Origin of the sequence: Agrobacterium sp. M50-1 (assembly GCF_049843495.1) — a bacterium.
GTDB lineage: Bacteria > Pseudomonadota > Alphaproteobacteria > Rhizobiales > Rhizobiaceae > Agrobacterium > Agrobacterium radiobacter.
On record NZ_JBBHZH010000004.1, the window covers coordinates 537,658 to 561,977 of the forward strand.

At 59.5% G+C, this 24,320-nt stretch carries 22 protein-coding genes and 1 tRNA gene; 20 read left to right on the plus strand and 3 right to left on the minus strand.

The genetic code is table 11. The annotated features are described in order from the left end of the window. Positions 1–183 precede the first annotated feature (183 nt). A complete protein-coding gene (locus WDZ78_RS13095) occupies positions 184–2,322 on the plus strand; it encodes a sodium-translocating pyrophosphatase (RefSeq protein WP_026363447.1) in 2,139 nt (712 codons plus the stop codon). A gap of 75 nt (positions 2,323–2,397) precedes the next feature. Here the strand turns inward: WDZ78_RS13095 and WDZ78_RS13100 are convergent, their stop codons facing one another. Then, positions 2,398–2,928 (minus strand): outer membrane protein assembly factor BamE, encoded by a 531-nt coding sequence (locus WDZ78_RS13100; protein WP_003502231.1) that lies wholly within the window; start codon positions 2,926–2,928, stop codon positions 2,398–2,400. A 270-nt stretch (positions 2,929–3,198) separates the two neighbouring features. Here WDZ78_RS13100 and WDZ78_RS13105 point away from each other — a divergent pair, with 270 nt between their 5' ends. The 16 genes from WDZ78_RS13105 to WDZ78_RS13180 all read left to right on the plus strand — a co-directional run bounded on the left by WDZ78_RS13105 (position 3,199) and on the right by WDZ78_RS13180 (position 18,996). Beyond that, on the plus strand, positions 3,199–3,738 hold the full coding sequence (locus tag WDZ78_RS13105; RefSeq protein ID WP_425673238.1) for a ubiquinol-cytochrome C chaperone family protein: 540 nt from the start codon (positions 3,199–3,201) through the stop codon (positions 3,736–3,738). Between the two features lie 8 nt (positions 3,739–3,746). Then, positions 3,747–4,310, plus strand: coding sequence for a YceD family protein (locus WDZ78_RS13110; protein WP_425673239.1), 564 nt, complete (start codon positions 3,747–3,749; stop codon positions 4,308–4,310). Between the two features lie 99 nt (positions 4,311–4,409). Further along, positions 4,410–5,471: a phosphate acyltransferase PlsX gene (plsX, locus tag WDZ78_RS13115; RefSeq protein WP_367727976.1), complete on the plus strand. Its 1,062-nt coding sequence runs from the start codon at positions 4,410–4,412 to the stop codon at positions 5,469–5,471. A gap of 4 nt (positions 5,472–5,475) precedes the next feature. Beyond that, the gene (locus WDZ78_RS13120; RefSeq protein WP_026363444.1) at positions 5,476–6,447 is read left to right on the plus strand and encodes a beta-ketoacyl-ACP synthase III; all 972 of its coding nucleotides are present in this window, start codon (positions 5,476–5,478) and stop codon (positions 6,445–6,447) included. A gap of 244 nt (positions 6,448–6,691) precedes the next feature. Further along, positions 6,692–7,030 carry an integration host factor subunit alpha gene (locus tag WDZ78_RS13125; RefSeq protein WP_003502236.1) on the plus strand — a complete coding sequence of 113 codons (339 nt, stop codon included), beginning with the start codon at positions 6,692–6,694 and terminating at the stop codon, positions 7,028–7,030. 274 nt (positions 7,031–7,304) lie between these two features. Further along, positions 7,305–7,838: a MerR family transcriptional regulator gene (locus tag WDZ78_RS13130; protein ID WP_026363443.1), complete on the plus strand. Its 534-nt coding sequence runs from the start codon at positions 7,305–7,307 to the stop codon at positions 7,836–7,838. Positions 7,839–8,001: 163 nt separating this feature from the next. Continuing rightward, positions 8,002–8,730: a nuclease gene (locus WDZ78_RS13135; RefSeq protein ID WP_425673241.1), complete on the plus strand. Its 729-nt coding sequence runs from the start codon at positions 8,002–8,004 to the stop codon at positions 8,728–8,730. 135 nt (positions 8,731–8,865) lie between these two features. Next, positions 8,866–8,951: transfer RNA gene (locus WDZ78_RS13140), tRNA-Leu, on the plus strand. A gap of 153 nt (positions 8,952–9,104) precedes the next feature. Then, a complete protein-coding gene (locus WDZ78_RS13145) occupies positions 9,105–11,609 on the plus strand; it encodes a heavy metal translocating P-type ATPase (RefSeq protein ID WP_425673242.1) in 2,505 nt (834 codons plus the stop codon). Positions 11,610–11,621: 12 nt separating this feature from the next. Continuing rightward, positions 11,622–12,632: a 2Fe-2S iron-sulfur cluster-binding protein gene (locus WDZ78_RS13150; protein WP_425673244.1), complete on the plus strand. Its 1,011-nt coding sequence runs from the start codon at positions 11,622–11,624 to the stop codon at positions 12,630–12,632. A gap of 11 nt (positions 12,633–12,643) precedes the next feature. Beyond that, positions 12,644–13,132 carry a Cu(I)-responsive transcriptional regulator gene (gene cueR, locus WDZ78_RS13155; RefSeq protein WP_020009421.1) on the plus strand — a complete coding sequence of 163 codons (489 nt, stop codon included), beginning with the start codon at positions 12,644–12,646 and terminating at the stop codon, positions 13,130–13,132. 70 nt (positions 13,133–13,202) lie between these two features. After that, entirely contained in the window at positions 13,203–14,147 is a 945-nt protein-coding gene (locus tag WDZ78_RS13160; RefSeq protein ID WP_026363441.1) for an ABC transporter permease, read from the plus strand. Beyond that, positions 14,137–15,042 carry an ABC transporter permease gene (locus WDZ78_RS13165; protein ID WP_026363440.1) on the plus strand — a complete coding sequence of 302 codons (906 nt, stop codon included), beginning with the start codon at positions 14,137–14,139 and terminating at the stop codon, positions 15,040–15,042. The genes WDZ78_RS13160 and WDZ78_RS13165 overlap by 11 nt, the downstream gene beginning before the upstream one ends. Before the next feature lie 138 nt (positions 15,043–15,180). Then, positions 15,181–16,248 carry an ABC transporter ATP-binding protein gene (locus tag WDZ78_RS13170; RefSeq protein ID WP_425673246.1) on the plus strand — a complete coding sequence of 356 codons (1,068 nt, stop codon included), beginning with the start codon at positions 15,181–15,183 and terminating at the stop codon, positions 16,246–16,248. 12 nt (positions 16,249–16,260) lie between these two features. Beyond that, on the plus strand, positions 16,261–17,271 hold the full coding sequence (locus WDZ78_RS13175; RefSeq protein WP_425673247.1) for an ABC transporter ATP-binding protein: 1,011 nt from the start codon (positions 16,261–16,263) through the stop codon (positions 17,269–17,271). Positions 17,272–17,502: 231 nt separating this feature from the next. Next, positions 17,503–18,996, plus strand: coding sequence for an ABC transporter substrate-binding protein (locus WDZ78_RS13180; protein ID WP_425673248.1), 1,494 nt, complete (start codon positions 17,503–17,505; stop codon positions 18,994–18,996). A 376-nt stretch (positions 18,997–19,372) separates the two neighbouring features. Here the strand turns inward: WDZ78_RS13180 and WDZ78_RS13185 are convergent, their stop codons facing one another. Both WDZ78_RS13185 and WDZ78_RS13190 read right to left on the minus strand, forming a co-directional pair. Beyond that, a complete protein-coding gene (locus WDZ78_RS13185) occupies positions 19,373–19,627 on the minus strand; it encodes a heavy-metal-associated domain-containing protein (protein ID WP_003502257.1) in 255 nt (84 codons plus the stop codon). A gap of 107 nt (positions 19,628–19,734) precedes the next feature. Continuing rightward, a complete protein-coding gene (locus WDZ78_RS13190; protein ID WP_425673250.1) occupies positions 19,735–21,192 on the minus strand; it encodes a TrkH family potassium uptake protein in 1,458 nt (485 codons plus the stop codon). A gap of 80 nt (positions 21,193–21,272) precedes the next feature. On the opposite strand from WDZ78_RS13190, the gene ilvA reads away from it, so the two are divergent. The 3 genes from ilvA to WDZ78_RS13205 all read left to right on the plus strand — a co-directional run bounded on the left by ilvA (position 21,273) and on the right by WDZ78_RS13205 (position 24,320). Beyond that, positions 21,273–22,547 carry a threonine ammonia-lyase gene (gene ilvA, locus WDZ78_RS13195; RefSeq protein ID WP_425673252.1) on the plus strand — a complete coding sequence of 425 codons (1,275 nt, stop codon included), beginning with the start codon at positions 21,273–21,275 and terminating at the stop codon, positions 22,545–22,547. A 78-nt stretch (positions 22,548–22,625) separates the two neighbouring features. Then, entirely contained in the window at positions 22,626–22,937 is a 312-nt protein-coding gene (locus tag WDZ78_RS13200) for an HlyU family transcriptional regulator (protein WP_020009413.1), read from the plus strand. 117 nt (positions 22,938–23,054) lie between these two features. Beyond that, on the plus strand, positions 23,055–24,320 hold the full coding sequence (locus tag WDZ78_RS13205) for a GGDEF domain-containing protein (protein ID WP_003502263.1): 1,266 nt from the start codon (positions 23,055–23,057) through the stop codon (positions 24,318–24,320).

The window sequence follows — 24,320 nt, forward strand, 5'->3', positions numbered from 1 at the left end:
GCAAATTTGTGGGCTTGACGCGGCACCTTGCGCCAACGCAATCTCCGCTCCGAGGACATTTTTCCTTGGGAGGGGAACAAATGCCCAAGACGGGATTTGGGACAGGCCGTCCGCATCTCCCTGCACAAGGTTTCGCCGCGCCGGGGAGGGAGTGAGACCCGGCCTTTTGGGAGGTAAGTGCGCATGACCGTAATACCCATAGTAATTTTATGCGGTGTCCTGTCCGTGGTTTACGCGGTATGGGCCACCAAAAGCGTTCTCGATGCCGATCAGGGCAACGAGCGTATGCGTGAAATAGCAGGTTTTATCCGTGAAGGTGCGCAGGCTTATCTCACCCGTCAATATCTCACCATCGCCGTCGTCGGACTGATCGTCGCTGTTCTTGCCTGGTATCTGCTGTCATCCATGGCGGCCATCGGCTTCCTCATCGGCGCGGTGCTTTCGGGTGCGGCCGGTTTTGTCGGCATGCATGTCTCGGTGCGCGCCAATCTGCGCACCGCGCAGGCGGCGTCCCACAGCCTTTCCGCCGGTCTCGATATCGCCTTCAAGTCGGGCGCCATCACCGGCATGCTGGTCGCAGGCCTCGCGCTGCTCGGCGTCTCCATCTATTATTTCGTCCTGACCTCGGTGATGGGTCATCCGGCCGGATCGCGTGAGGTGATCGATGCTTTGGTGTCGCTCGGCTTCGGCGCATCGCTGATCTCCATCTTCGCCCGTCTCGGCGGCGGCATCTTCACCAAAGGTGCGGATGTCGGCGGCGATCTCGTCGGCAAGGTCGAGGCCGGCATTCCCGAGGACGATCCACGCAACCCGGCAACGATCGCTGACAATGTCGGCGACAATGTCGGCGATTGCGCCGGCATGGCGGCCGACCTCTTCGAGACCTATGCCGTCTCTGTCGTTGCGACCATGGTTCTGGCCGCGATCTTCTTTGCGGGAACGCCGATACTGGAAAGCGCCATGGTCTATCCGCTGGCGATTTGCGGCGCCTGCATCCTGACCTCGATTGCCGGAACCTTCTTCGTCAAGCTCGGCACCAACAATTCCATCATGGGCGCGCTCTACAAAGGGCTCATCGCCACCGGCGTTTTCTCAGTTGCCGGTCTTGCGGTCGCTACTCATGCGACGGTCGGCTGGGGAGTGGTGGGCACGGTGGCCGGAATGGAGATCACCGGCACCAACCTCTTCTTCTGCGGATTGGTCGGCCTCGTCGTGACGGCGCTTATCGTCGTCATCACCGAATATTATACCGGCACCAACAAGCGGCCGGTCAACTCCATCGCCCAGGCGTCGGTCACCGGTCACGGCACCAACGTCATCCAGGGCCTTGCGGTCTCGCTGGAATCGACGGCGCTGCCCGCCATCGTCATCGTTGGCGGTATCATCGGAACCTATCAGTTGGCCGGCCTGTTCGGCACCGGCATCGCGGTCACCGCCATGCTTGGTCTCGCGGGCATGATCGTGGCGCTCGACGCCTTCGGCCCGGTGACTGATAATGCCGGCGGCATTGCCGAAATGGCCGGTCTTGACCCCGATGTGCGCAAGGCGACGGACGCGCTGGACGCCGTCGGCAACACCACCAAGGCCGTCACCAAGGGTTACGCGATTGGTTCGGCCGGTCTCGGCGCGCTGGTGCTGTTTGCGGCCTATTCCAACGACCTGTCCTATTTCGCCGCCAATGGCGATACCTATCCCTACTTCAAGGACATTGGCGAAATATCGTTCAGCCTCGCCAATCCTTACGTCGTTGCCGGTCTGCTGTTCGGTGGCCTCATCCCCTATCTCTTTGGCGGCATCGCCATGACGGCGGTGGGCAAGGCGGCAAGCTCGATCGTGGAGGAAGTGCGCCGCCAGTTCCGCGAAAAGCCGGGCATCATGGCCGGAACGGAAAAGCCTGATTATGGCAGGGCCGTGGACCTGCTGACACGCGCGGCGATCAAGGAAATGGTGATCCCGTCGCTCCTGCCGGTTCTGGCGCCGCTCGTCGTTTATTTCGGTGTGCTGCTGATTTCGGGCTCCAAGGCCTCGGCCTTTGCTGCACTTGGTGCATCGCTGCTCGGTGTCATCATCAACGGCCTTTTCGTGGCGATTTCCATGACCTCGGGTGGCGGTGCATGGGACAACGCCAAAAAGAGCTTCGAAGACGGTTTCATCGACAAGGACGGCGTGCGCCACGTCAAGGGTTCGGACGCCCACAAGGCGTCTGTGACCGGTGACACGGTCGGCGACCCCTACAAGGACACCGCCGGTCCCGCCGTCAACCCGGCGATCAAGATCACCAATATCGTGGCGCTGCTGCTGCTTGCTGTTCTTGCCCACTGAGAGCTAAGGTTCCGACAAATGAAAAAGGCCCGGGGAGCGATCCCCGGGCCTTTGATTTTTCCGTTCCTGCCGAGGTCAGGGGGTGTTGTTGCCCTGACCGAGAATGCTCTTGGCGATGTTGGCTCCGGAGGTGCCGCCGGAGAGCAGCTGCTGCAGGAAGGTGAGGTCCTTGCCGCCGGTCGGCGTGGTGCGCGAAATCGTGTCGAAGACCTTGCCGTCCTGCAGCGTGTAGTTGGCCTTGCGCTCGATGACGCCGTCCTTGTTGAAATAGATCGCAAGAATGTTCTGTTCGACCAGCGCCGGCTTCATGAAGGCCGCGCGGCGCACGCGCTTCTGCGAGATGTAGTAGAAAACCTCGTTGCCGAAGGTCGCAGTGGTGGAGGGCGTGCCCATGGTCAGCAGAACCTGCTCACGGCTGGAACCCTCAGGGATCAGCTGGAGCGACTGCTCGTCCATGACATAGCCGTTATGGAACACATCGGTTGTGCTGCTGCAGGCGGAAAGCAGGCCGGATGCGAGCACGATTGCGATGGCGGTCTTGCTCAGAATTTTGCCGTGACTTGCGGATTTCTGCTTGCTCAACTGCTTTTCCCCGACTGCGATCATGAATGGCACCTTCCGGCATTGCGTGGTGCACAGTGTCTGTGCACATGATTGTGTCAATCCGGGGACGGAAAATCCCGATCACCCCCCAAATTCAATGCTTTCCCGGCCTTTTGGAACTCCCCCGGTTCTCTTCGACTGTTTCAGCCCAAAGACGAACGTGACCGTGACAGCATTGCAATTCGTGGATGCTTCGGTAAACCAGCTTTGACAATCATGCAACAAGTGCGATGGGCGGTAAGCGAATTCACCCGTCCGGTTCGGAAAAAAAAGATGATATTCGGGCTGTTCAAGAAGAAAAACAACAATCGCGCCATAGTTGACCGGCAATATGCGACCTTGACGGCTGCCGCCCGCACGCCCGGATTTTATCTCGACCTCGGTGTGCCCGACACGGTCATGGGCCGTTTCGAGATGCTCTCGGCGATCATGATTCTCTATTTCCGCCGCACCAAATCATCCGGTGTCAGCGGGCAGGAAATCGCCCAGGAGATCGTCGACGCCTTTTTTCAGGATATCGATCATTCCATCCGTGAGCTGGGAATCGGTGACCAGGGCGTGCCGAAACGCATGAAGAAATTCGCCGGCATGTTTTATGGGCGGCTCGAATCCTACGCGGCGGCGCTGGATGCTTCCGACCGCCCCGCTCTTGCCGCAGCGCTCCGGCGCAATATATATCCGCAGGTAGACGACAAGGCCCCCGATATGGAGGGGTTGGCGGGCTGGATGATGGAAGCATCCGCAGCCCTTGCCGCCCAGTCCGAAGACACAATAGCAACCGGAAGCCTGACGCTGCCCTTGCCTGTACGATGAGGTTCACGATGAACGCGCGACACGCCGCAAATGACGACCTGCCTTTTTCCTATCCCGTAAAGGTAGGCCATATTTCCGCCAATCCCGTCAGGATTGGTCTCGAAGCCAGTGCCGAGGAACTGAAGGCGCTGGCGAAATTCTGGGATGTGGTCTCCGTCGAATATCTGAAGGCGGAGCTGCAGGTTTCCCGCTGGAAGAAGGATGGCGTGAAGATCAAGGGTGAGGTGCATGCGGCTGTGACCCAATCCTGCATCGTTACGCTGGAGCCGGTCTCGAGCAAGATCGACGAGACCGTCGAGCAGATTTTCGTTCCGGAAGGATCGAAACTGGCGCGGATGGTCACCAACGAGGAAGGCGAGATCGTGCTTGATCCTGATGGCCCCGATATTCCCGACCAGTTCACCGGCGACAGCATCGATGTCGGCGCCGTGGTTGCCGAATTTGCCGCCCTTGCGATCGATCCCTATCCGCGCAAAGCGGATGCGGAATTTGCCGAAGCGACTAAAAAAGAGCCCGAAGAAGAAAAGCGCCCATCGCCCTTTGCCGTGCTGAAAGATTGGAAAAAAGACTGAATGGCCCCGCCGGGCTGAAATAATTTTATTGTAACAAAGGCCGGAAAAGGTATTTTCGCGCAAAACCGCCTGAGTGGCGGCAAGAAGGATAAGGGACGAGTGATCAGAATTGCAATTGACGTCATGGGTGGCGATTTCGGCCCAGATGTTGCCATACCCGGTGCCGCCAAGGCGCTTGAACGGCACAACGATGTAACTTTTCTGCTCTACGGGCAGAAGAGCAAATGCGACCCCATTCTGGCACAATATCCCGCACTTCGGGAAAAGTCGGTCTTTCACGATTGTGAAGTCTCGGTCAGCATGGACGAGAAGCCGAGCCAGGCGCTGCGCCGCGGCCGCTACGTCTCCAGCATGTGGCGCGCCATCGAGGCGGTGAAGCTCGGCGAAGCGGATGTCGCCGTTTCCGCCGGCAATACCGGCGCGCTGATGGCCATGGCGAAATTCTGTTTGCGCACCATGGCGCGGGTGGAACGACCGGCGATTGCCGGCATCTGGCCGACGCTGAAGGGCGAAAGCATCGTGCTCGACATTGGTGCGACGATCGGCGCCGATTCCCAGCAGCTTCTGGATTTTGCCCTGATGGGCGGCGCCATGGCGCGCGCGCTTTTCGATATCGACCGCCCCACCGTCGGCCTGCTCAATGTCGGCGTCGAGGAAGTCAAGGGTCAGGAAGAGGTGCGCGAGGCCGGACGGCTTATCCGCGAGGCCGATCTCGGCACCATCGACTATCGCGGTTTCGTTGAAGGCGACGATATCGGCAGGGGTACGGTGGATGTTGTGGTGACCGAAGGTTTTACCGGCAACATTGCGCTCAAAGCCGCAGAAGGCACCGCACGCCAGATCACCACGCTCCTGCGTGAGGCGATCTCCCGCAGCTTCTTCGCCAAGATCGGTTATGTCCTGGCGAAAAGCGCCTTTGATGTACTTCGCGAAAAAATGGACCCGCGCAAGGTCAATGGCGGCGTATTTCTGGGTCTGAACGGCATTGTCATCAAGAGCCACGGGGGTACGGACGCCGTTGGTTTTGCGTCGGCTGTCGATGTCGGCTACGACATGGTTCACAACGGCCTGACGGCCAAGATTGAAAATGATCTGAAGATTTACCACGCAAGACGGCTTCCGCCCCCGGCGCCCGAAGCTCTCGTGGCTGACGAGGAATAAGGGAATGATCCGCTCTATAGTCCGTGGTTTCGGGGCAGCGCTTCCGAAGCGTGTCATGACCAACAGCGAAATTGAAGGTGTCGTCGAAACATCAGACGAATGGATCGTGCAGCGCACGGGCATCAGGCAGCGCTATATCGCCGGCGAAGGTGAAACGACCGCGTCCCTCGGCGAAGCTGCCGCGCGTGCCGCGCTCGACAATGCCGGCCTGACACCTGATGATATCGACCTCATCATTCTGGCCACCTCGACCCCTGATAACACCTTTCCGGCAACGGCCGTGAACATCCAGAACCGTCTTGGCATGACCCATGGTTTCGCCTTCGACATGCAGGCGGTCTGCTCCGGTTTCGTTTATGCCGTGTCGACCGCCGATCTCTATATTCGCGGCGGCATGGCCAAGCGTGTCCTGGTGATCGGTTCCGAAACCTTCTCGCGTATCCTCGACTGGAAGGACCGCACAACCTGCGTTCTCTTCGGTGATGGCGCCGGCGCGCTGATTCTGGAAGCCGGCGAAGGCGAGGGGACGTCGGACGATCGCGGCATCCTCACCGCGCAGCTGCGCTCCGACGGTTCGCACAAGGAAAAGCTCTATGTCGATGGTGGACCTTCCACGACAGGCACGGTCGGTCATCTGCGCATGGAAGGCCGGGAGGTGTTCAAGCACGCCGTCGGCATGATCACCGACGTGATCGAACAGGCCTTCGAGGCCACGGGCACGACGTCCGATGACCTCGACTGGCTGGTTCCGCATCAGGCCAACAAGCGTATCATCGACGGATCGGCGAAGAAGCTCAACATCGACCCGGAAAAGGTCGTCATCACTGTCGATCAGCACGGCAATACCTCGGCCGCCTCCATTCCGCTGGCGCTTGCCGTTGCGGCCGGCGACGGACGCATCAAGAAGGGCGATCTTGTCATGCTGGAAGCCATGGGTGGCGGCTTCACCTGGGGCGCGGTGCTGCTGCGCTGGTAAGGGCGTGATTTGCGCGTTTTCCGGGGCATCGGCGCGAAATCGGTTGTGATTTTCGCGCTCACGCCCCGGTCAGAACCGCCCGGGCGAGCCGAGCCTGTGTCAAAACCGTATCAGTCAGTCTAAGCCCTTGCACTGATTGCCGAAAGCCTCAAATGAATCTGGAACAATCCCTTGACCGGTCGCCACAAGGGAAATAATCTCGGCGGCTCCTAGAGAAAAATTCATACACGGTTTGTGGGGAAAAATGGCCGGGAAGACAGTGACACGCGCAGATCTTGCAGAATCTGTGTTTCGTAAAGTCGGGCTGTCCCGCACCGAATCCGCCGAACTGGTCGAGACGATCATCGACGAGATATGCAATGCGATCACCCGCGGCGAGGTCGTCAAGCTCTCGTCCTTCGCAACTTTCCAGATCAGGGAAAAGAACGAGCGCATCGGCCGCAACCCGAAAACGGGCGAGGAAGTTCCGATTTCGCCGCGCCGCGTCATGACCTTCAAGGCCTCGAATGTGTTGAAGCAGCGCATTCTGAAGGCCCATACGGCTCGCAAGGCCAAGCAGAAGGGCCAGAAGGCGGGGGCGTAATCCCTCACTCAAGGTCGCAGAGACACGCCTTTTTTGCCATATAGCAAGCCTTTTTCCCCATTCTTCTTGTGAACATACTTGAATTTCAACGTGCAAGCCGTTGAAATCCGGTCGACTCACATCATAATCAATTTTAGTGATTTGTATCTTGCCGCAACGGCGTCGGCGCGGGGTCGTTACCGATTTCGCGTGGTGTTTGACCGGCGGGTGAAAAGCGTTCTCGTTCAGTGTCCGGCCGGATGCATGATTCTCCGGTTCGGATGGGAGTGGAAATTTGGATAAAAGCCCCGACGCGTTTCGGACGATCAGTGAAGTGGCGGATGAGCTGAACCTGCCGCAGCATGTGCTGCGTTTCTGGGAAACACGCTTTCCGCAGATCAAGCCGATGAAACGGGGTGGGGGCCGCCGTTATTACCGCCCTGACGATATCGATCTTCTGAAGGGTATCCGTCATCTTCTTTATGACCATGGCTACACCATCAAGGGCGTGCAAAAACTCCTGAAGGCCAACGGCAACCGCTTCGTTGCGGCGATCGCCTCCGGTGATCTCGCGACCATGGAAGCCATCATGGCGGCGAGCGGGGAAAAGGAAATCGCCGAGCCGCGCGTCGTTGATACCGATGGGGACGAGGTGGTCGGCCGTCCGAAGGCCAAGCCGAGCGGCCGGTTTTTCGGCTTCGGCGGCGGCAACAGCGATGCCGAAATATCGGTCGGCAAGTCGAGCATCGGCAAGGACGATCAGGCGCTTTTGCAGGAAGCCCTGTTCGATCTCCTCGAATGCAAACGCCTTCTCGATCAGGTTCGCTAACAATTTATCCACAGCTCTTTTAAGCGTTTCCCATGCGGGAATTCGAGAAAACAAAGAGTTAGGGCGTTTCACCGTTTCTCTGAAAAACGAAAACGCTCGGGAATGCCAACTTTTCGGAAACTCCTTTGGCCGATAATGCGGCTCCGTTGAAAGGAGTCCGATCGTGAGCAACCGAAAACCGACAGCGCGACGCCGCACGGCGAAGAAATCGAGCGGCGGCAGCGTTTGGCCATGGGTGTTGATGCTGGGCGTCGTCGCCGGCGGCATTCAGGCTTACGAACATCGCGACAGTCTTCTGCCGCAGCGCCATGTTGCGAAGGCGACATCTCCGGCCACGAATTCCCCGAAAGTCGCGACAACCGCCAAGCGCGATACGGTCACGACAGAGAAAGTCGCATCCATTCGCCCCGCATCGCCGGCTCTGCCCGGCAACGGACCGGTACCGCCGCGCCCGATCGCCATGCCTTCCGCCTCGCAGCCGAGCCAGGTCGCAGCTATCCTGCCGGAAACGCGTCCTTCGGTCGAAAAAATCTCGCTCGGCGAAAAAAGCGGCGCCTTTGCCTTTTGCGGCCGCTCAGGCCTCAATAATTGCGTGGCCGACGGCAACACTTTCTGGATGAAGGGCGTGAAGATGCAGCTCGCCGGCATCGAGGTTCCGCAGATCGACCGGGCGCGCTGCATGGAAGAGCGCCAGCGCGGTTTCGTTGCAAAGGTCAGGCTTCGCGACATGCTGAATGCCGGCGCCTTCGATGTGAGCTCTTCCGGGACCGCGGGCGGGCAAGCCACGGAACGTAAACGGCTTTCGCGTTCGGGCGTATCCTTCGCCGATCAACTCGTGCGGGAAGGGCTCGCCCACCCGGCATCGGCAAAAAATCAGTCCTGGTGTGGCTAAGGCCCAATTGACCGAAACGGTCCGGCCTGTGTAGATGAGGCTCAGTCGCGTTTGGGATCGAGGCCTCGTGCCGGACACCCGAAGGATGACGACTTTTTGCAGCGACTTGACCGCAATGGTGCAAGGCGCGGCAATGCGGACGTGGCGAAATCGGTAGACGCAGCAGACTTAAAATCTGCCGACCATTGGTCTTGCGGGTTCAAGTCCCGCCGTCCGCACCATCAACTTTCCTTGATCTTCCATCTCTGCCAATAAAAAACGCCCGTTCACGGGTGCGTCGTCTCTTCTTGAAAATCATCAACAAGACCCTATTGACCTTGCCACGATGGGAAGCCCTATCTTTTTTTTAACACAAGAAAAGAGGGGTCATACGCATGTCACAAATGGAGATCCGGGCGAGTCATCAGATTGCGATCGATGGCATGACATGCGCCTCCTGTGTCGGCCGCGTGGAAAAGGCGATCGCCAAGGTGCCGGGTGTTTTGAAGGCCTCGGTCAATCTCGCGACGGAACGCGCTGACATCTCCTTTTCCGGACCGCCCGACGTGCCGGCCGTGATCGCGGCGGTCCGGAATGCGGGTTATGGCGTCGAAGAAAAAACCATTGAGCTTGATATCGAAGGCATGACCTGTGCCTCCTGCGTCGGTCGTGTTGAAAAGGCGCTGAAGGCTGTTTCCGGTGTTTCCAATGCGACCGTCAATCTCGCGACCGAGCGCGCCACCATCCGCGTGGCCGGCAATGCGGCCTCCGCCGCCACCTTGGCGGAGGCGATCAAGCGGGCGGGCTATACGGCGAAGGAAAACATCGCCGACAAGGCCGGTGATGTCGAGCAGGATAGACGTGCCACGGAACTGCGCAGCCTGAAAATCAGCCTTGCCGTGGCCGCTGCGCTGACGTTGCCAGTCTTCGTGCTGGAAATGGGCTCGCATCTGGTGCCCGCCATCCATGAGTTCGTGATGGAAACGGTTGGCATGCAGGAAAGCTGGTATCTGCAATTCGTATTGACGACACTGGTCCTGTTCGGGCCCGGCCTTCGCTTTTTCAAAAAGGGCATACCTGCGCTGCTGCGGCTGGCGCCGGATATGAATTCGCTCGTCGTACTTGGCACCGCTGCCGCCTGGGGATTTTCGGTGGTGGCAACCTTCCTGCCCGAAATCCTGCCGCGTGGCACGGCCAATGTCTATTATGAGGCAGCAGCGGTCATTGTTACGCTCATCCTTCTTGGTCGTTTCCTGGAAGCGCGCGCCAAAGGCCGTACCAGCGAGGCGATAAAGCGGCTTGTCGGTCTGCAGGCGAAGTCCGCCCGCGTGCTGCGCGATGGCGAAACCGTTGATGTGCCGTTGCAGGATGTGCGCACCGGCGATGTGATCGTCGTTCGCCCCGGCGAAAAAGTGCCGGTTGATGGGCTGGTTCTCAGCGGCTCTTCTTATGTCGATGAATCGATGATCACTGGCGAGCCGGTCCCGGTCACCAAGGCGACGGGTTCCGAGGTTGTCGGCGGTACGGTGAACCGCAATGGCTCCTTCACTTTCCGCGCCACCAAGGTGGGCGCCGACACGCTGATCGCCCAGATCATCCGCATGGTGGAGGAGGCGCAGGCCGACAAGCTGCCCATTCAGGCGCTGGTCGACAAGGTCACCAACTGGTTCGTACCGGCCGTCATGCTGGCCGCACTCGCCACCTTCACCGTCTGGTTCATCTTTGGGCCTGATCCGGCCTTGACCTTCGCGCTCGTCAACGCAGTTGCGGTTCTCATCATCGCCTGTCCCTGCGCCATGGGCCTTGCCACGCCGACGTCGATCATGGTCGGCACCGGCCGCGCCGCCGAAATGGGCGTGCTGTTCCGCCGTGGCGATGCGCTTCAGACGCTGCGCGATGCAGACGTGATCGCCGTTGACAAGACCGGCACGCTGACGCTCGGCAAGCCGAAGCTGGTGCATTTTACCACGACCCAGGGCTTCGATGCGGATGAGGTGCTGCGCCTCGTCGCATCGCTGGAGAACCATTCCGAACATCCGATTGCCGAGGCGATCGTCGAGGCTGCGAAACATGGCGGCCTGACGCTTGCCAATGCGGAAGGTTTCGAAGCGACCCCCGGTTTTGGTGTTGCAGCCATGGCTGACGGCCGCAGGGTCGAAGCGGGCGCAGACCGGTTCATGACGAAGCTCGGTTATGACGTCGCGATGTTTGCCGATGAAGCCGAAAGGCTGGGCAGGGAAGGGCAGTCGCCGCTTTATGCCGCCGTCGATGGCAGGCTGGCCGCGATCATCGCCGTTGCCGATCCGATCAAGCAGACGACCCCGGAGGCGATTGCGGCGCTGCATGCGCTGGGCCTCAAGGTCACGATGATCACCGGTGACAATCGCCGCACTGCCGAAGCCATAGCCCGCCGTCTCGGCATTGATGAGGTGGTGGCGGAAGTGCTGCCCGACGGCAAGGTCGAGGCGGTCAAGAGGCTCGCCGCCGGCGGGCAACGTGTCGCCTTTGTCGGCGATGGCATCAATGATGCGCCGGCGCTTGCTGCGGCCGATGTCGGGCTTGCCATCGGCACGGGCACGGATGTCGCGATTGAAAGCGCCGACGTGGTGCTGATGTCGGGCGATCTGCGCGGCGTCGCCAACGCCATCGCGCTCTCCAAGGCGACCATCCGCAATATCGGCCAGAATCTGTTCTGGGCCTTCGCTTACAACGCTGCTCTCGTTCCCGTGGCGGCCGGAATATTGTATCCTGTCAACGGCGTTCTGCTGTCGCCTGTCCTTGCTGCCGGAGCCATGGCGCTTTCCAGCGTCTTCGTATTGACGAATGCGCTGCGCCTGAAAAGCTTCCGTGCACCGCTGGTGGACAGACCGGCGGGCATGCAGCTCGCAGCGGCCGAATAGGAGGCGGATGTGATGACGCCTGGCAACACAATCTATCTGCCGCAGATCGGGCGCAGCATCATGGCGGCGCAGGGTGAAACCGTGCTTCAGGCCGCATTGGCCGCTGGCGTCACTTATCCGCATGGCTGTCGCATGGGCCGCTGCGGGGCCTGCAAATCGCATCTCATTTCCGGCGAAATCGATCTTCTCAAGCACACGCCCTTCTCCTTGACCGAAGAGGAAAAGGCCGATGGCCTGACGCTCGCCTGCCGGGCCGTGCCGTTAAGCGAAATGACGATCAGCTGGCTCGATGGGGCGGATGAGATCGCCGATATTCCGACCGGCCGCTTTGAGGGCGTGGTTGCGGAAGCGGTGGATGCGACGCATGATATCAAGCTCATCCGCATCCGGCTCGACGAGCGCGGGCAGTTTGCCTTCAAGCCTGGGCAATATGTGCGCCTGCTTTATGCGGACTGTTCGCCGCGTGACTACTCCATCGCCAGCCGGGTGGATGAGGAACTGATCGAATTTCACATCCGGCACGTTCCCGGCGGCATGACGAGCGGCCGTATCTTTTCGCGCGTCAGGGCGGGTGATCCCGTGACGATCGTGGGGCCTTTCGGTTCTTCGTTCCTGCGGGAGAAACATTGTGGGCCCGTCCTCGGCATCGCCGGCGGGTCGGGGCTTGCCCCCGTCAAGGCGGTTGTCGAGGCAGCGCTTGCAACGGGCCGTGAACGCCCGGTTCATGTCTATTTCGGCGCGCGCGCGCAGCGTGATCTCTATATGCTCGACCGCTTCGGGGACCTTGCAGCGCAGCATGGCAATCTGAACTTCGTTCCGGTTCTCTCGCATGAAGACCATGCCGATATCAGGTGCGGTTATGTCGGTGCGGCCGTGGCGAGTGATTTCGACGATCTCGATGGCTGGAAAGCCTATATTGCCGGACCGCCGGCCATGATCGAGGCGACGGTGCCGCAGCTTCTGGCGCGCGGCATGCGCGCCACAGACATTCATGCAGATGTATTTTTCACCCCGGAAAGATAGGAGCAGGATCAATGAACATTGGCACAGCCGCCACCGCCTCCGGCGTTTCTGCAAAGATGATCAGGCACTACGAGATGATCGGTCTGATCAAATCGGCAAACCGCACGGATTCCGGGTATAGGGTCTACACGGCCAATGATCTGGAAACGCTGCGCTTCATTCGCCGCGGACGCGATCTCGGTTTTTCCATCGAAAAGATCAGGCAGCTCATGACCCTGTGGCGCGATCCGGGTGGCGCCTCCTGTGATGTCAAACGCATCGTCATGGAACATGTCATCGATCTGGAAGCGAAGATGCATACGCTTCGGGAGATGGCGGACACGCTTCGAAACCTTGCAACCTATTGCCCCGACAATGGCGAGCCGGAGTGCCCGATCATTCATGATCTGGCCCATTCCGAAGATGTCGATTTTGCACCGGTGGCTGTCGTGCCCAAACGGTCCGGCATGCTGAAGGGTACGTCCGGGCCGGTGATGGATTTACAGCGCCTGGCGAAATAAGCGGCCGCCTCCTTCGGGGGCGAGCGTCGATTGCAGTGGAAATGCCAATTGCGGTGAAGGAGACAAGGCCATGTGGATACAGATAATACAGCGCTTCCTTATTCTGTGCCTGATGCTGGCGATCGTCTCCGTCATCGCGTTTCTTTTGCCCTATATGGCGGGCGGTGATCCGGCCCGCACTATCCTGTTTTCACGCATGCGCGACACCGCGCTCGATCCACATGCGGTGGAGGCGCTCCGGGCCAGTCTCGGGCTCGACCGGCCGCTTTATGTGCAATATTTCGCATGGCTGTCGAATGCGTTGCGTGGCGACCTTGGGTTTTCCTTTACCAGCAGCCAGCCTGTGGCCGCCGAGCTTATGCGGTCGCTCTGGGTGTCGGTGACACTGGCGCTGACGGCGCTGGCGTTCGCGATCGCCGTCGCCCTGCCGCTCGGCACGCTGGCGGCGATGCGTCCGGGTGGGCGGCTGGACAATTTCGCGACGCTGATGATCCAGACTTTCGTCGCAACGCCGGAATACTGGTTCGCGCCCATGTCGGCACTGGTCTTTGCGCTCTATCTCGGCTGGTTGCCGTCGGCGGGATGGGATAGCTGGCGTTCCCTCGTGCTTCCGGCGCTGACCCTGACATTGCGGCCGCTCGCCTATTTCACGCAGGTGACACGCGCCGCCATGGCCGAGGTTTTACGCGCGCCCTATATCACGGCGGCGCGCAGCCGCGGCCTTGGCATGCATGGCACGGTGATGCGCCACGGCATCCGCAACGGTTCGCTGCCGGTGGTTACTTTCTTCGCCCTGTGGCTTGCGGGCCTGCTTGGCGGATCGGTGGTCGTGGAAGTGATCTTCGCCATTCCCGGCATGGGCCGGCTTCTCTACGACGCCGTCGTCAATCGCGACATCCCGATGCTGCAGGGCGGTTTCATCTGCATCGTGGCCCTGTCCATTCTGGTCAATACCCTGGCCGACAGCTTCTATGTCCTGATCAATCCAGCAATGCGAGGTCACCATGACCATTAGCCACTTTCCGAGCGCGCCAGTCGCCGCCATGCCGATGACCATGCCCAAGCGCCCCTCGAACCTGTCCCGGTTCACGGATTTCATCCGCTGCCGTCACTGGACCTTCTATGCGGGCGCGGCGATCTTTCTCGTCATCATCCTGCTGCTGGTCATCGCGCCGTGGATTTCGCCCTATGATCCTGCAAAGCAGAACCTGCGTCTGCGGTTGAACGCGCCAAGCGCCCTCTACTGGCTGGGAACGGACCACCTGGGCCGCGATGTGCTCAGCCGGCTGCTGATCGGCGGCCGCTTCACGGTCACCATTGCCGCCATCACCGTCATTCTGTCGGTCGTGATCGGAACCTTCATCGGCATTATCAGCGGCCGCAGCCGCGGCATCCTCGACGAGGTGCTGATGCGCATCGTGGACCTGCTCATCGCCATACCTGATGTGGTAATCGCGATTTTCCTCGTGGCCATCTTCGGCCCGGGATATGGAACGCTGATCGCGTCGCTGACGATCGTCGGCTGGACACCTTTTGCACGGCTGGCGCGGGGACTGACGCTCTCGATCAATTCACGCGAATATATCCGCGCAGCCGAGGTGCTAGGCTGTACACGGCGCTTCATCATCTTCCGGCATATTATTCCGAACACGATCTGGCCGATTGCGGCGGTGGCGTTCCTGCGCTTTGGCCACAAGCTGATCACGGTTGGCGGGTTGTCGTTTCTGGGCCTTGGCGTACAGCCGCCGGCCGCCGACTGGGCGCTGATGCTGGCCGACGCGCAGGCCTATGCGGAGCGGATGCCCGTTCTCGTTATCGCACCGGGTCTGGCGATCTTCCTTGCAGCGCTCAGCGTGACGTGGATCGGCCATGGCCTCAATCTGGAAACAAAGAAAACCAACGGTCATTGACGCCTGCGGGCGGGCAATGACGGATTTGACGATTGTCAAACATAGATGACGCAACGGAGCTAGAAGGAGAGTAATATCGTCTGAAGCCGCATGAAAATACGTAATGCCTCCGATTCAATAAAAATAAGGGGAACTCTTATGAATATCGAAGGACAAACGCTTGCCAGGACGGCCATGTCTCCCGAATGCGCACCGCTTCTGGAGATCGAGGACCTGCACGTTTCTGTGCCGGCGCAAAACGGCCGCAAGTTTGTTATTTCGGGCCTGACGCTTTCCGTCAACGCCGGCGAAGTCGTCGCTCTCGTCGGCGAATCCGGGTCAGGCAAGAGCATGACGGCGCTATCGCTGATGCGACTTTTGCCGCAGGGCGCGGAAATCAATTCCGGCCGCATTTCCTTTGCCGGGCGCGATATTCTCGCTCTTTCATCCTCAGAACTCGACGCGCTGCGCGGTGCCGATATCAGCATGCTGTTCCAGCAGCCGCAGGCCATGCTCGACCCGACCAGTCGGGTGAGGACGCAGGTTGCCGAGCCGCTCTGGATACACCGTAAAATGAGCCGGCACGCGGCTCTCGACCGGGTCGTCGGCCTCCTGTCCGATGTCGGCATTCCCGATCCGTCGGCGCGGGCGCAATGCTTTGCGCACGAGCTTTCCGGCGGCATGGCGCAACGTGTCATGATTGCCGCCGCACTGTCAGGCAATCCGCAGCTTCTGATCGCCGACGAACCGACGACGGCGCTTGATGTCACCGTTCAGGCGCAGATACTCCGCCTGCTTGATGACGAACGCCGCAAACGCCGGCTTGCCACGCTGCTGATTACCCATGATCTCTCGGTCGTTGCCGCTTTCGCGGACCGGATCGCGGTGATGTATGCCGGCCGCATCGTCGAGGAGGGGCCGACCCAGGCGATCCTCAAGTCGCCGCAGCACCCCTATACCAAGGCGCTTATCAGCTGTTCGCTTTTGACCACCGACAGCGAGGGTCAATTGCTGACGATTCCCGGCTCGAGTGCGCAGGCCCATGACATGTCCTGCGGCTGCCGGTTTCATCCGCGCTGCGCACTTGCCAACTCGGCAGGCATGGGCGGCCGCTGCATGGCGTCGGAACCCGATCTGAATGCCTTGCCCGAAGGGCGCAAGGCGCGGTGCTGGGCGGTCGGTCACGATCATGCCGCTCATGACCATGCCAGCCACACAGTCTGCTGAGGGAGGGCGACAATGTTATCGACAGCGACGACACAGACCCCGCCATCGGAGGAAAACAAGAACCGGCCCTTTGTGGTCGCGAAGAACCTCTGCAAATATTATCCCATATCGGGCTTCGGTCACCGTGTGGTGAAATCGGTCGATGATGTTTCCCTGACGATCGGCGAGGGGGAAGTGCTTGGCCTTGTTGGTGAATCCGGATGCGGCAAAAGCACGGTTGCCGGGCTGATCACGCGGCTGACCCACGCAACGAAAGGCGAGGTCAGCATCGGGCAGAACGATATGCTGCACATGCAGGGCGAGGCGCTCCGGCGTATGCGCCGGGTCGTGCAGCTGGTGTTTCAGGACCCTTATTCCGCACTCGATCCGCGCATGCGCATCGGCCAGAGCATGGAAGCGCCGCTTGCCCAGCATGGCATCGGCACGCGCGAGGAGCGCACGGCCCGGGTTTTCCGGATGCTGGAAGAGGTCGGTCTCGACGGCTCATTTTTTGATCGTTATCCGAGCCAGTGTTCCGGCGGCCAGTTGCAGCGCGTCGTCATCGGCCGTGCGCTGCTTCTCAATCCGAGCTTCCTCGTCTGCGATGAGCCGACATCGGCTCTCGACGCCTCGATGCGCACACAGATCCTGAACCTTCTGATGGACATGAAGCGCCGTCACGGTTTGACGGTTCTGATGATTTCTCATGACCTGCGCGTGGTGCGTTATCTCTGCGATCGCATCGCCGTGATGTATCTCGGGCGCGTCGTTGAAATCGCTGACCGGGAGGAGCTTTTCCGGGCGCCGAAACATCCCTACACCAAGGCGCTCATAGCATCGTCAATGCTGGACGAGACCGGGCTATATGCACCGGAAATGCTTCTGGACGGTGATTTGCCGAGCCCTCTCAATCCTCCTGATGGATGCAAATTCCACACCCGATGCAAATATGCGACCGAGATATGCGGTGAGGTAGAACCCGTTCTGGAAGGCGTTTCCGGCGAACATTTTGCCCGCTGCCACCGCTGGCGGGAATTGGGCTGACGGATAACGCAGTTACAGTTTTCTGTTGCTGTAAAAACAGATGAATTGTGTGTTTGCGAACTAATATCGGAATAAAATTCCGAGTATAAAACGTAAAATGAATAATATTCGAATGGATAATCGTGAGATATCCATAGGGTATTATTGTTGTCTTCGTATTTGTTTGAGTGAAATTTCGAGAAAATTTACGAACTGTGAGCGTTGTCATCAAAAATAAAAGGGGAATCTTCTATGATGAAGCACGCACTTTTGGCGACGTGCGCCGTTGTGGTCTCGTTTGGGACGCAGGCGGCGACAGCCGGAACGATTACCTATGACGATTATACCGGCGTCAAGACCGGCTGGCAGATGGCTTCCGACGACGCCTATCTCGGTTCGCGCGCAGGGTGTTTCGAAAGCCTGGTCCGCGTCGGTTATAACACCGCACTGGAGCCGGGGCTGGCCGAATCCTGGACGCAAACCTCACCGAAGGTTTGGGAATTCAAGCTGCGCAAGGGCGTGAAGTTCCAGAACGGCGAGCCGCTTAATGCTGCGGCCGCGGTCAATGCACTTACCAATCTTCTCAAGGCGCCCGTTCCGGCCCGCGCCTTTTCGCCCAAGCTGATCGCTGCCGTCGATGCTGGTGGCGACGATATCGTGAAGATCACGACCATCGAGCCATCGGTGCTGCTGCCGGCGCAAATGGCAAGCCCGGCGACTTCGATCCTCGCGCCATCCGCCTATAAGGATGGCAAGGTGGATCCGATCGGAACCTGCACCGGCCCCTTCAAGATCACCAAGGTCGATGCCAACCAATTTATGGAACTGACCGCGAACCATGACTATTGGAACGGCATGCCGAAGCTTTCGGGCGGCCGCGTGAACTTTATTCCGGATGCCGATACGCGCGCCACTCAGATCAGAAGCGGTGAAGTGCAGATTTCGCGCGTGATACCACCCTGGGCGGTAAAGACCATTGAAGCCACGAAGGGTGTCAAGGTTGCGCCAATTACCGTGCCCCGGATTACGGAAATGCTTCTCAATAATTCGAAGCCGCCGTTCAAGGATATCAAGGTTCGGCAGGCGATCCGGGCTGCCGTCGACACCGCCGGTATTGCCGACAGCATCTATGAAGGCGTGGTAAAACCCGCAACGATGCCCTTCGCACCGGGAGAGCCGTGGGCGCCGAAAGATGTCACACCGGCTTATGACGTAGAGAAGGCGAAGGCTCTGCTGAAAGAGGCGGGAATTGCTCCCGGCAGCCTGAAGCTGACGCTTCTGGCCTACACTGAAAGAACCGAACTCAAGGATGTTGCCGCCGTTATCCAGGCCCAGTTGCAGGAAATCGGCATCAAGGTGGATGTGCGCGTTGCCGATTACACTGCGATTGAGCCCGATCTCCTGGCCGGCAATTTCGACATGGTTCTTCTGTCACGCGGTTACGCCACGGATGTTGCCGAACCGATCGGGTTCCTCAATGCCGACTATACCTGCGGAGGCGGCTACAACATCTCGCATTATTGCAGTGAGGAGACGGACAAGCTGATCAAATCGGCCTATGCGACGGCTGAGCCGACCAAGCGTTACGCCATCTATGCCGAGGCGGCGAAGAGGGTTTACGATGAAGCCGTCACCGTCTACCTCATCCACGAGACCGCTTTCGACGCCTATTCGGACAAGGTCGAAAACTTCAAGCCGCATCCGATCAACTACTTCATCATGACCAAGGATCTGGCGGTGAAATAAGCCGATATGACATTGCTGACGAGGTATGGCCCGGCTCGCAAGAGCCGGGCCATATTTCTATGGTGCCGCAACGCCGTGGCTGGATGCCGGATCAGTCGCACTGCCGTGCGGGCCAAATTTCTGGACAATGTGGGTGATATTGATTTGGAATGACGAACTACACCAAACACTCCGCGTCATCCTCGGGATGAGCCCGGGGATGACGCGAGAGGCGTGAGGCCTTCACCACCGGTTTAGGGAGAGATATCTGCTCGGGAGGTCTGAAAGGACGAAACGCGATGTCGTCCAACGGCTGTCACGCAGGTTCTGCGCGAAGCGGGGCAGGCGGGGCGACCCGGCGGCGTCAGGATGAAAGCGCCGCCGGCATCTCTTCGGATCAGGCGCGCGCTTCCGGCGTGTAGCCAGCGGCGGTGATGATTTCGGCAATACGCGCTGCATCGGAGACGCCGCCAACCACGACCGTACGGCTTGCCGGATCGGCATGCACGGCAGCGCCGGGAACGGTCTTTTCGATCGCGCCCTTGATCACACCGGCGCAGTGACCGCAGGTCATGTCTTCAACGTGGAAAGAAAGGTCGGCATCGACGGGTGCGGCAGTGGTTTCCGGGTGATGCTGGTGGGCGGTGCACATAGGCGGTTCTCCATGGTTTGGAATTCGTAACAGGAGGAGCCTGGACTATTCCAACGTGGGAAGGTCAAGCGCTTTATTCGCGCATTCGCAACATGTGTATCGCCGGATCAGCTGCGCCAGAAGATTGGCATCAGCAGCACCAGAACCGTCAGGATTTCCAGACGCCCGAGCAGCATCAGGACCGACAGGAGATAAAGCGCGGGATCGCTGATCGTGGAGAAATTACCCGCCGGTCCGACGATCGGGCCGATGCCGGGTCCGACATTGCCGAGTGAGGTCGCAACGGCCGAGGTGGCGGTGAGGAAATCGTAACCCATCAGGCTCATGGCGAGGCTGCCGGCGATCCACAGCGCGATGAAACAGCTGACGAACAGGAAGATCGTCCGGATCGTATCGGGATCGACCACCTGCTGGCCGTAACGCACCGAATAGACCGCGTTCGGATAGATCAGCTTCTTCAGCCCGGCGCGCACCACGTTGAACATGATGAGAAAACGATAGGCCTTGATGCCGCCCGCCGTCGAGCCGGAGCAGCCGCCCATGAAGGTTGCGAAAAAAGCGACGACAACGACGAAGGGACCCCAGAGCGTATAGTCATCGCTGGTAAAGCCGCCGGTCGAAAGGATCGAGGTCATGTTGAAGAAGGAGTGACTGAGCGCGTCATCCAGCGGCACGCCGTTTCTAAGATGGTGATAAACGCCCACGGCAATCGAGATCGCACAGAGATAACCGAGGAAGACGGCAATCTGCGGGTCACGCAGCGTCTCCAGCCGCCGGCGCACGGCAAGCAGGATCATCACCGAGAAGGGCAGGCTGCCGAAGATCAGGAAGATGGTGGCGATCCACAGCAGCGCGGTATTGTTGAAATAGGCGAAAGAGGCGTCATGGGTGGAAAAGCCGCCGGTGGCGACCGTCGACATGGCATGGTTCAGCGCGTCGAAATGCGACATGCCGGCAAAATCGTAAGCGATCGTGCAGGCAAGCGTCATGATGATGTAAATGGCCACGAAAGCCCGGGTGAAGCTCGCCAGCCGCGCGAAGGGCCGGTCATTGCCGGTATCGGAGGATTCCATTCGGAAGAAGGTCATGCCCCCGACGCGCAGTAGCGGCAGGATGAAGAGGCCGAGGGCGACGATACCGATGCCGCCTAGCCAGCACAGCAGCGAGCGCCAGAGCAGGATCCCCTGCGGCGCGTTGTCGAGCCCGGATATGGCCGTCGATCCTGTTGTGGTGATGGCTGAAACGGATTCGAAGATCGCCTGACCGAGCGTCAGGTTGAGTTCCGACAGATAAAGCGGAACCGCGCCGACGATGGAAAAGACCAGCCAGAGCAGGTTGACGAGCAGAAAGCCGAAACGTTTGTTGAAGGAGGCGATCGGCCCGCGCGTCGCCAGCGCGCAGGCTAGCGCAAAGCCTCCGCACATGAAACCCGACAGCGCAAACACCATCCAGTCGTCATTGCCGTAATAAAGATCGGTGAGCGCCGGCAGGAACATGGCCGTCGCCATGTAAAGCCCGAAGATGGACGCCACATATATGACCGAGCGCAGAAGGTTGCTGTTCAAGAAATGAAACCCGGAGTTTGTTGCCGCGCTGAAATGAGTCTTTGTCTCGGACGTCTTCCTATGGCATAGCGGGTGCCATTATGAATTTCAATGGATTGACTATCGTGGACAAGCAGCTTGTGGAAGCAGCGCGGCGGGAAGTGCGGGAAATATTCCCGGAAACGCCGTTGCAGTTGAATGAACATCTCAGCCGTCGGTATGGCGCGTCGATTTGGCTGAAGCGTGAGGATCTGTCCCCGGTTCGTTCCTACAAGATTAGAGGCGCATTCAACTTTCTGCGCAAGGCGGTGGCCAAGGCCGGCAAGGGCAAGGTTTTCGTCTGTGCTTCCGCCGGCAACCATGCCCAGGGCTTTGCTTTCGCCTGCCGCCATTTCGGCGTTCACGGCGTTGTTTTCATGCCGGTGACGACGCCGCAGCAGAAGATCGAGAAGACCCGCATCTTCGGCGGCGAATTCATCAGCATCCGTCTGGTGGGTGACATATTCGACCAGTGTTACGCCGCTGCCCGCCAGCATGTGCAGGATAATGACGGATACATGGTGCCGCCCTTCGATCATGAGGACATCATCGAGGGTCAGGCGACGGTTGCCGCCGAGATCATGGACCAGCTTCCGGAGGGCACGAAGCCTGACATCGTTGTCATGCCGGTCGGCGGCGGCGGTCTTTCGGCCGGCCTCACAGGCTTTCTGGCCGGCACCGTCCGTAAGGAGAACTTCGTATTCTGCGAGCCCGAGGGTGCGCCGAGCCTGAAGAAGAGCCTGGAACGCGGCGAGCCGGTGACGCTGAACAAGATCGACAATTTTGTCGATGGCGCAGCCGTCGCCCGCATCGGTGACCTGAACTTCAAGGCGCTGAAGGATTTCCCGGCCGAGCAGGTCATGCTTATTCCGGAAAACGCCATCTGCGTGACGATCATCGAGATGCTGAACCTCGAAGGCGTGGTGCTGGAGCCTGCGGGTGCGCTCTCCATCGCCGCGCTGGAGAAGCTCGGTCGTGAGAGGCTGGAAGGCAAGACGGTCATCGCCGTGGTCTCCGGCGGCAATTTCGATTTCGAGCGCCTGCCGGATGTGAAGGAACGCGCCATGCGTTACACCGGCGTGAAGAAATATTTCATCCTGCGCCTGCCGCAGCGCCCCGGCGCGCTGCGCGATTTCCTCAATCTGCTCGGCCCGGACGACGATATCGCCCGTTTCGAATATCTGAAGAAATCGGCCCGCAATTTCGGTTCGATCCTGATCGGTATTGAAACCAACGCGCAGGAAAACTTCGGAGGCCTGCTGGAGCGCTTCGAGGCCGCCGGTCTCGGTTATGAGGACATCACCGAAAACGACATCCTGTCGAACCTGATCATCTAATCGGGGCGTTAAGGACAGGGAAGGGCGGCGGATCGCCTCCGCCCTTCAAACGTGACATAGATTGAGGGAGTGAAAGCCATGGCATCGTTTTTTTCCAAAATCCTCTCGGCCTTCGGCTCCGGCCAGCCGTCCTCCGACGCGCCGCAGAAGGTGTCGCAGGCCGAGCCGCATGCGCATGGCGACTATCTGATCTATGCGACGCCGATCAAGGAAGGCGGTCAGTTCCGCCTGGCCGGCCGCATCGAGAAAAAGGCCGGCGACGAAGTGCTGGTGCATGAATTCGTGCGCGCCGACGTCTTCACCAGCATGGACGATGCGGTGGAGTTCACGATCCGCAAGGCGAAGCTCATCATCGACCAGAACGGCGCATCGCTTTTCCCAGGAAAATGATGACGTTTTCTTGCCTCTCACATTAAGATTCCGTTGTTTGCTTCGGCCTATCGTCTCTGAAGGGCATGGAGTCGCGCCAATCAACCCGCGCGACGTGGATCGATAAGGCATGTGCCGATGCAGTGGGCAAATCTGGCCCTCTTTTTGACGGAGGCCATCGTCTATTTTTCGGTAATGACGGCCTTCCTTCATTACCGGCATATTCTCGGCATCGGTGTTTTTCTCACCGCGCTGGGGGTCATGCATTTTCTGGAAACCTATCTGGCGGCCGTCTTTTACGTGCAGCTGCCTTTCGGCGTGGCGTCGCCCGGTTCCTCGATCCTTTTTGCCGGCAAGCTGATGATGATCCTCATGCTCTATATGCGCGAGGATGCTGCGGTGGTGCGCCAGCCGATCTATGGCCTTTTTCTCGGCAACATATTGACCGTCATCATGGCCCAGATCATCCGCTTTCATCAGACGGTGGCGATCGTGCCCGGACAGTCTGTCAGTACCGGCTTTCTGGACGAGATGGGTGTGCTGATGGTCTGGGGCACCAGCCTGCTTTACATCGACGCCATCGCCATCATCCTGTTTTATGAAAAACTGGGGCGGTATCTGCAGCGCCATATCGTCCTGCGTTTCGGCATCTGCGGTGTCGTCATCCTCAGTCTCGATCAGGCGGGTTTTTACGGTGCGCTGCGGCTTCTGTTCAACGCGCCGGTCGATGTGTTTTATGATGGCTGGAAGGCGAAGATGGCGGCCGTCGCGGTCTATTCGCTTCTCTTCGCCCTCTATCTGTGGCTGACATCGGCCAAGGGCCGTTTCCTGATACGCCGCAACATTGCGGATGTCTTCAACGATCTGACCTTCCGCGAACGTTACGAAGAGCTGTTATCCCGCTCCGGACGCGACATGCTGACGGGTGTTTCGGACCGCGCCCGCATGGAGCTCGACGCGCCCTCTATCGTGCTTGACTGCGCCGAGAAGAGACGGGCGATCAGCGTCCTCATCGTCGATATCGACCATTTCAAGACCGTCAACGATACGTTCGGCCATCTGCGGGGCGATGAAATTCTCCGGGAATTCGCAGCCGTCATGAAGCGGTCGGTTCAACCACATGGCCATCTCTACCGTTTTGGCGGCGAGGAATTTGTGGCCCTGCTTCCGGCGATGACGCACGAGGCCGCACTTGCCTTTTCCGAAGGTCTTCGTGCCGCCGTGCTGACGGGTCTGCGCCGGCCCGACGGAACGCCCCTGACTGTCAGCATCGGTGTCGCGACCGGTCTGGAGGATGGGCGGGTATTCCTCGAACTTCTTTCCGAAGCCGACTCGCGGCTCTATGCGGCAAAAAATAACGGCCGGGATCAGGTCCACGGCCGTTACGGAATGTGGGTCGGCTGA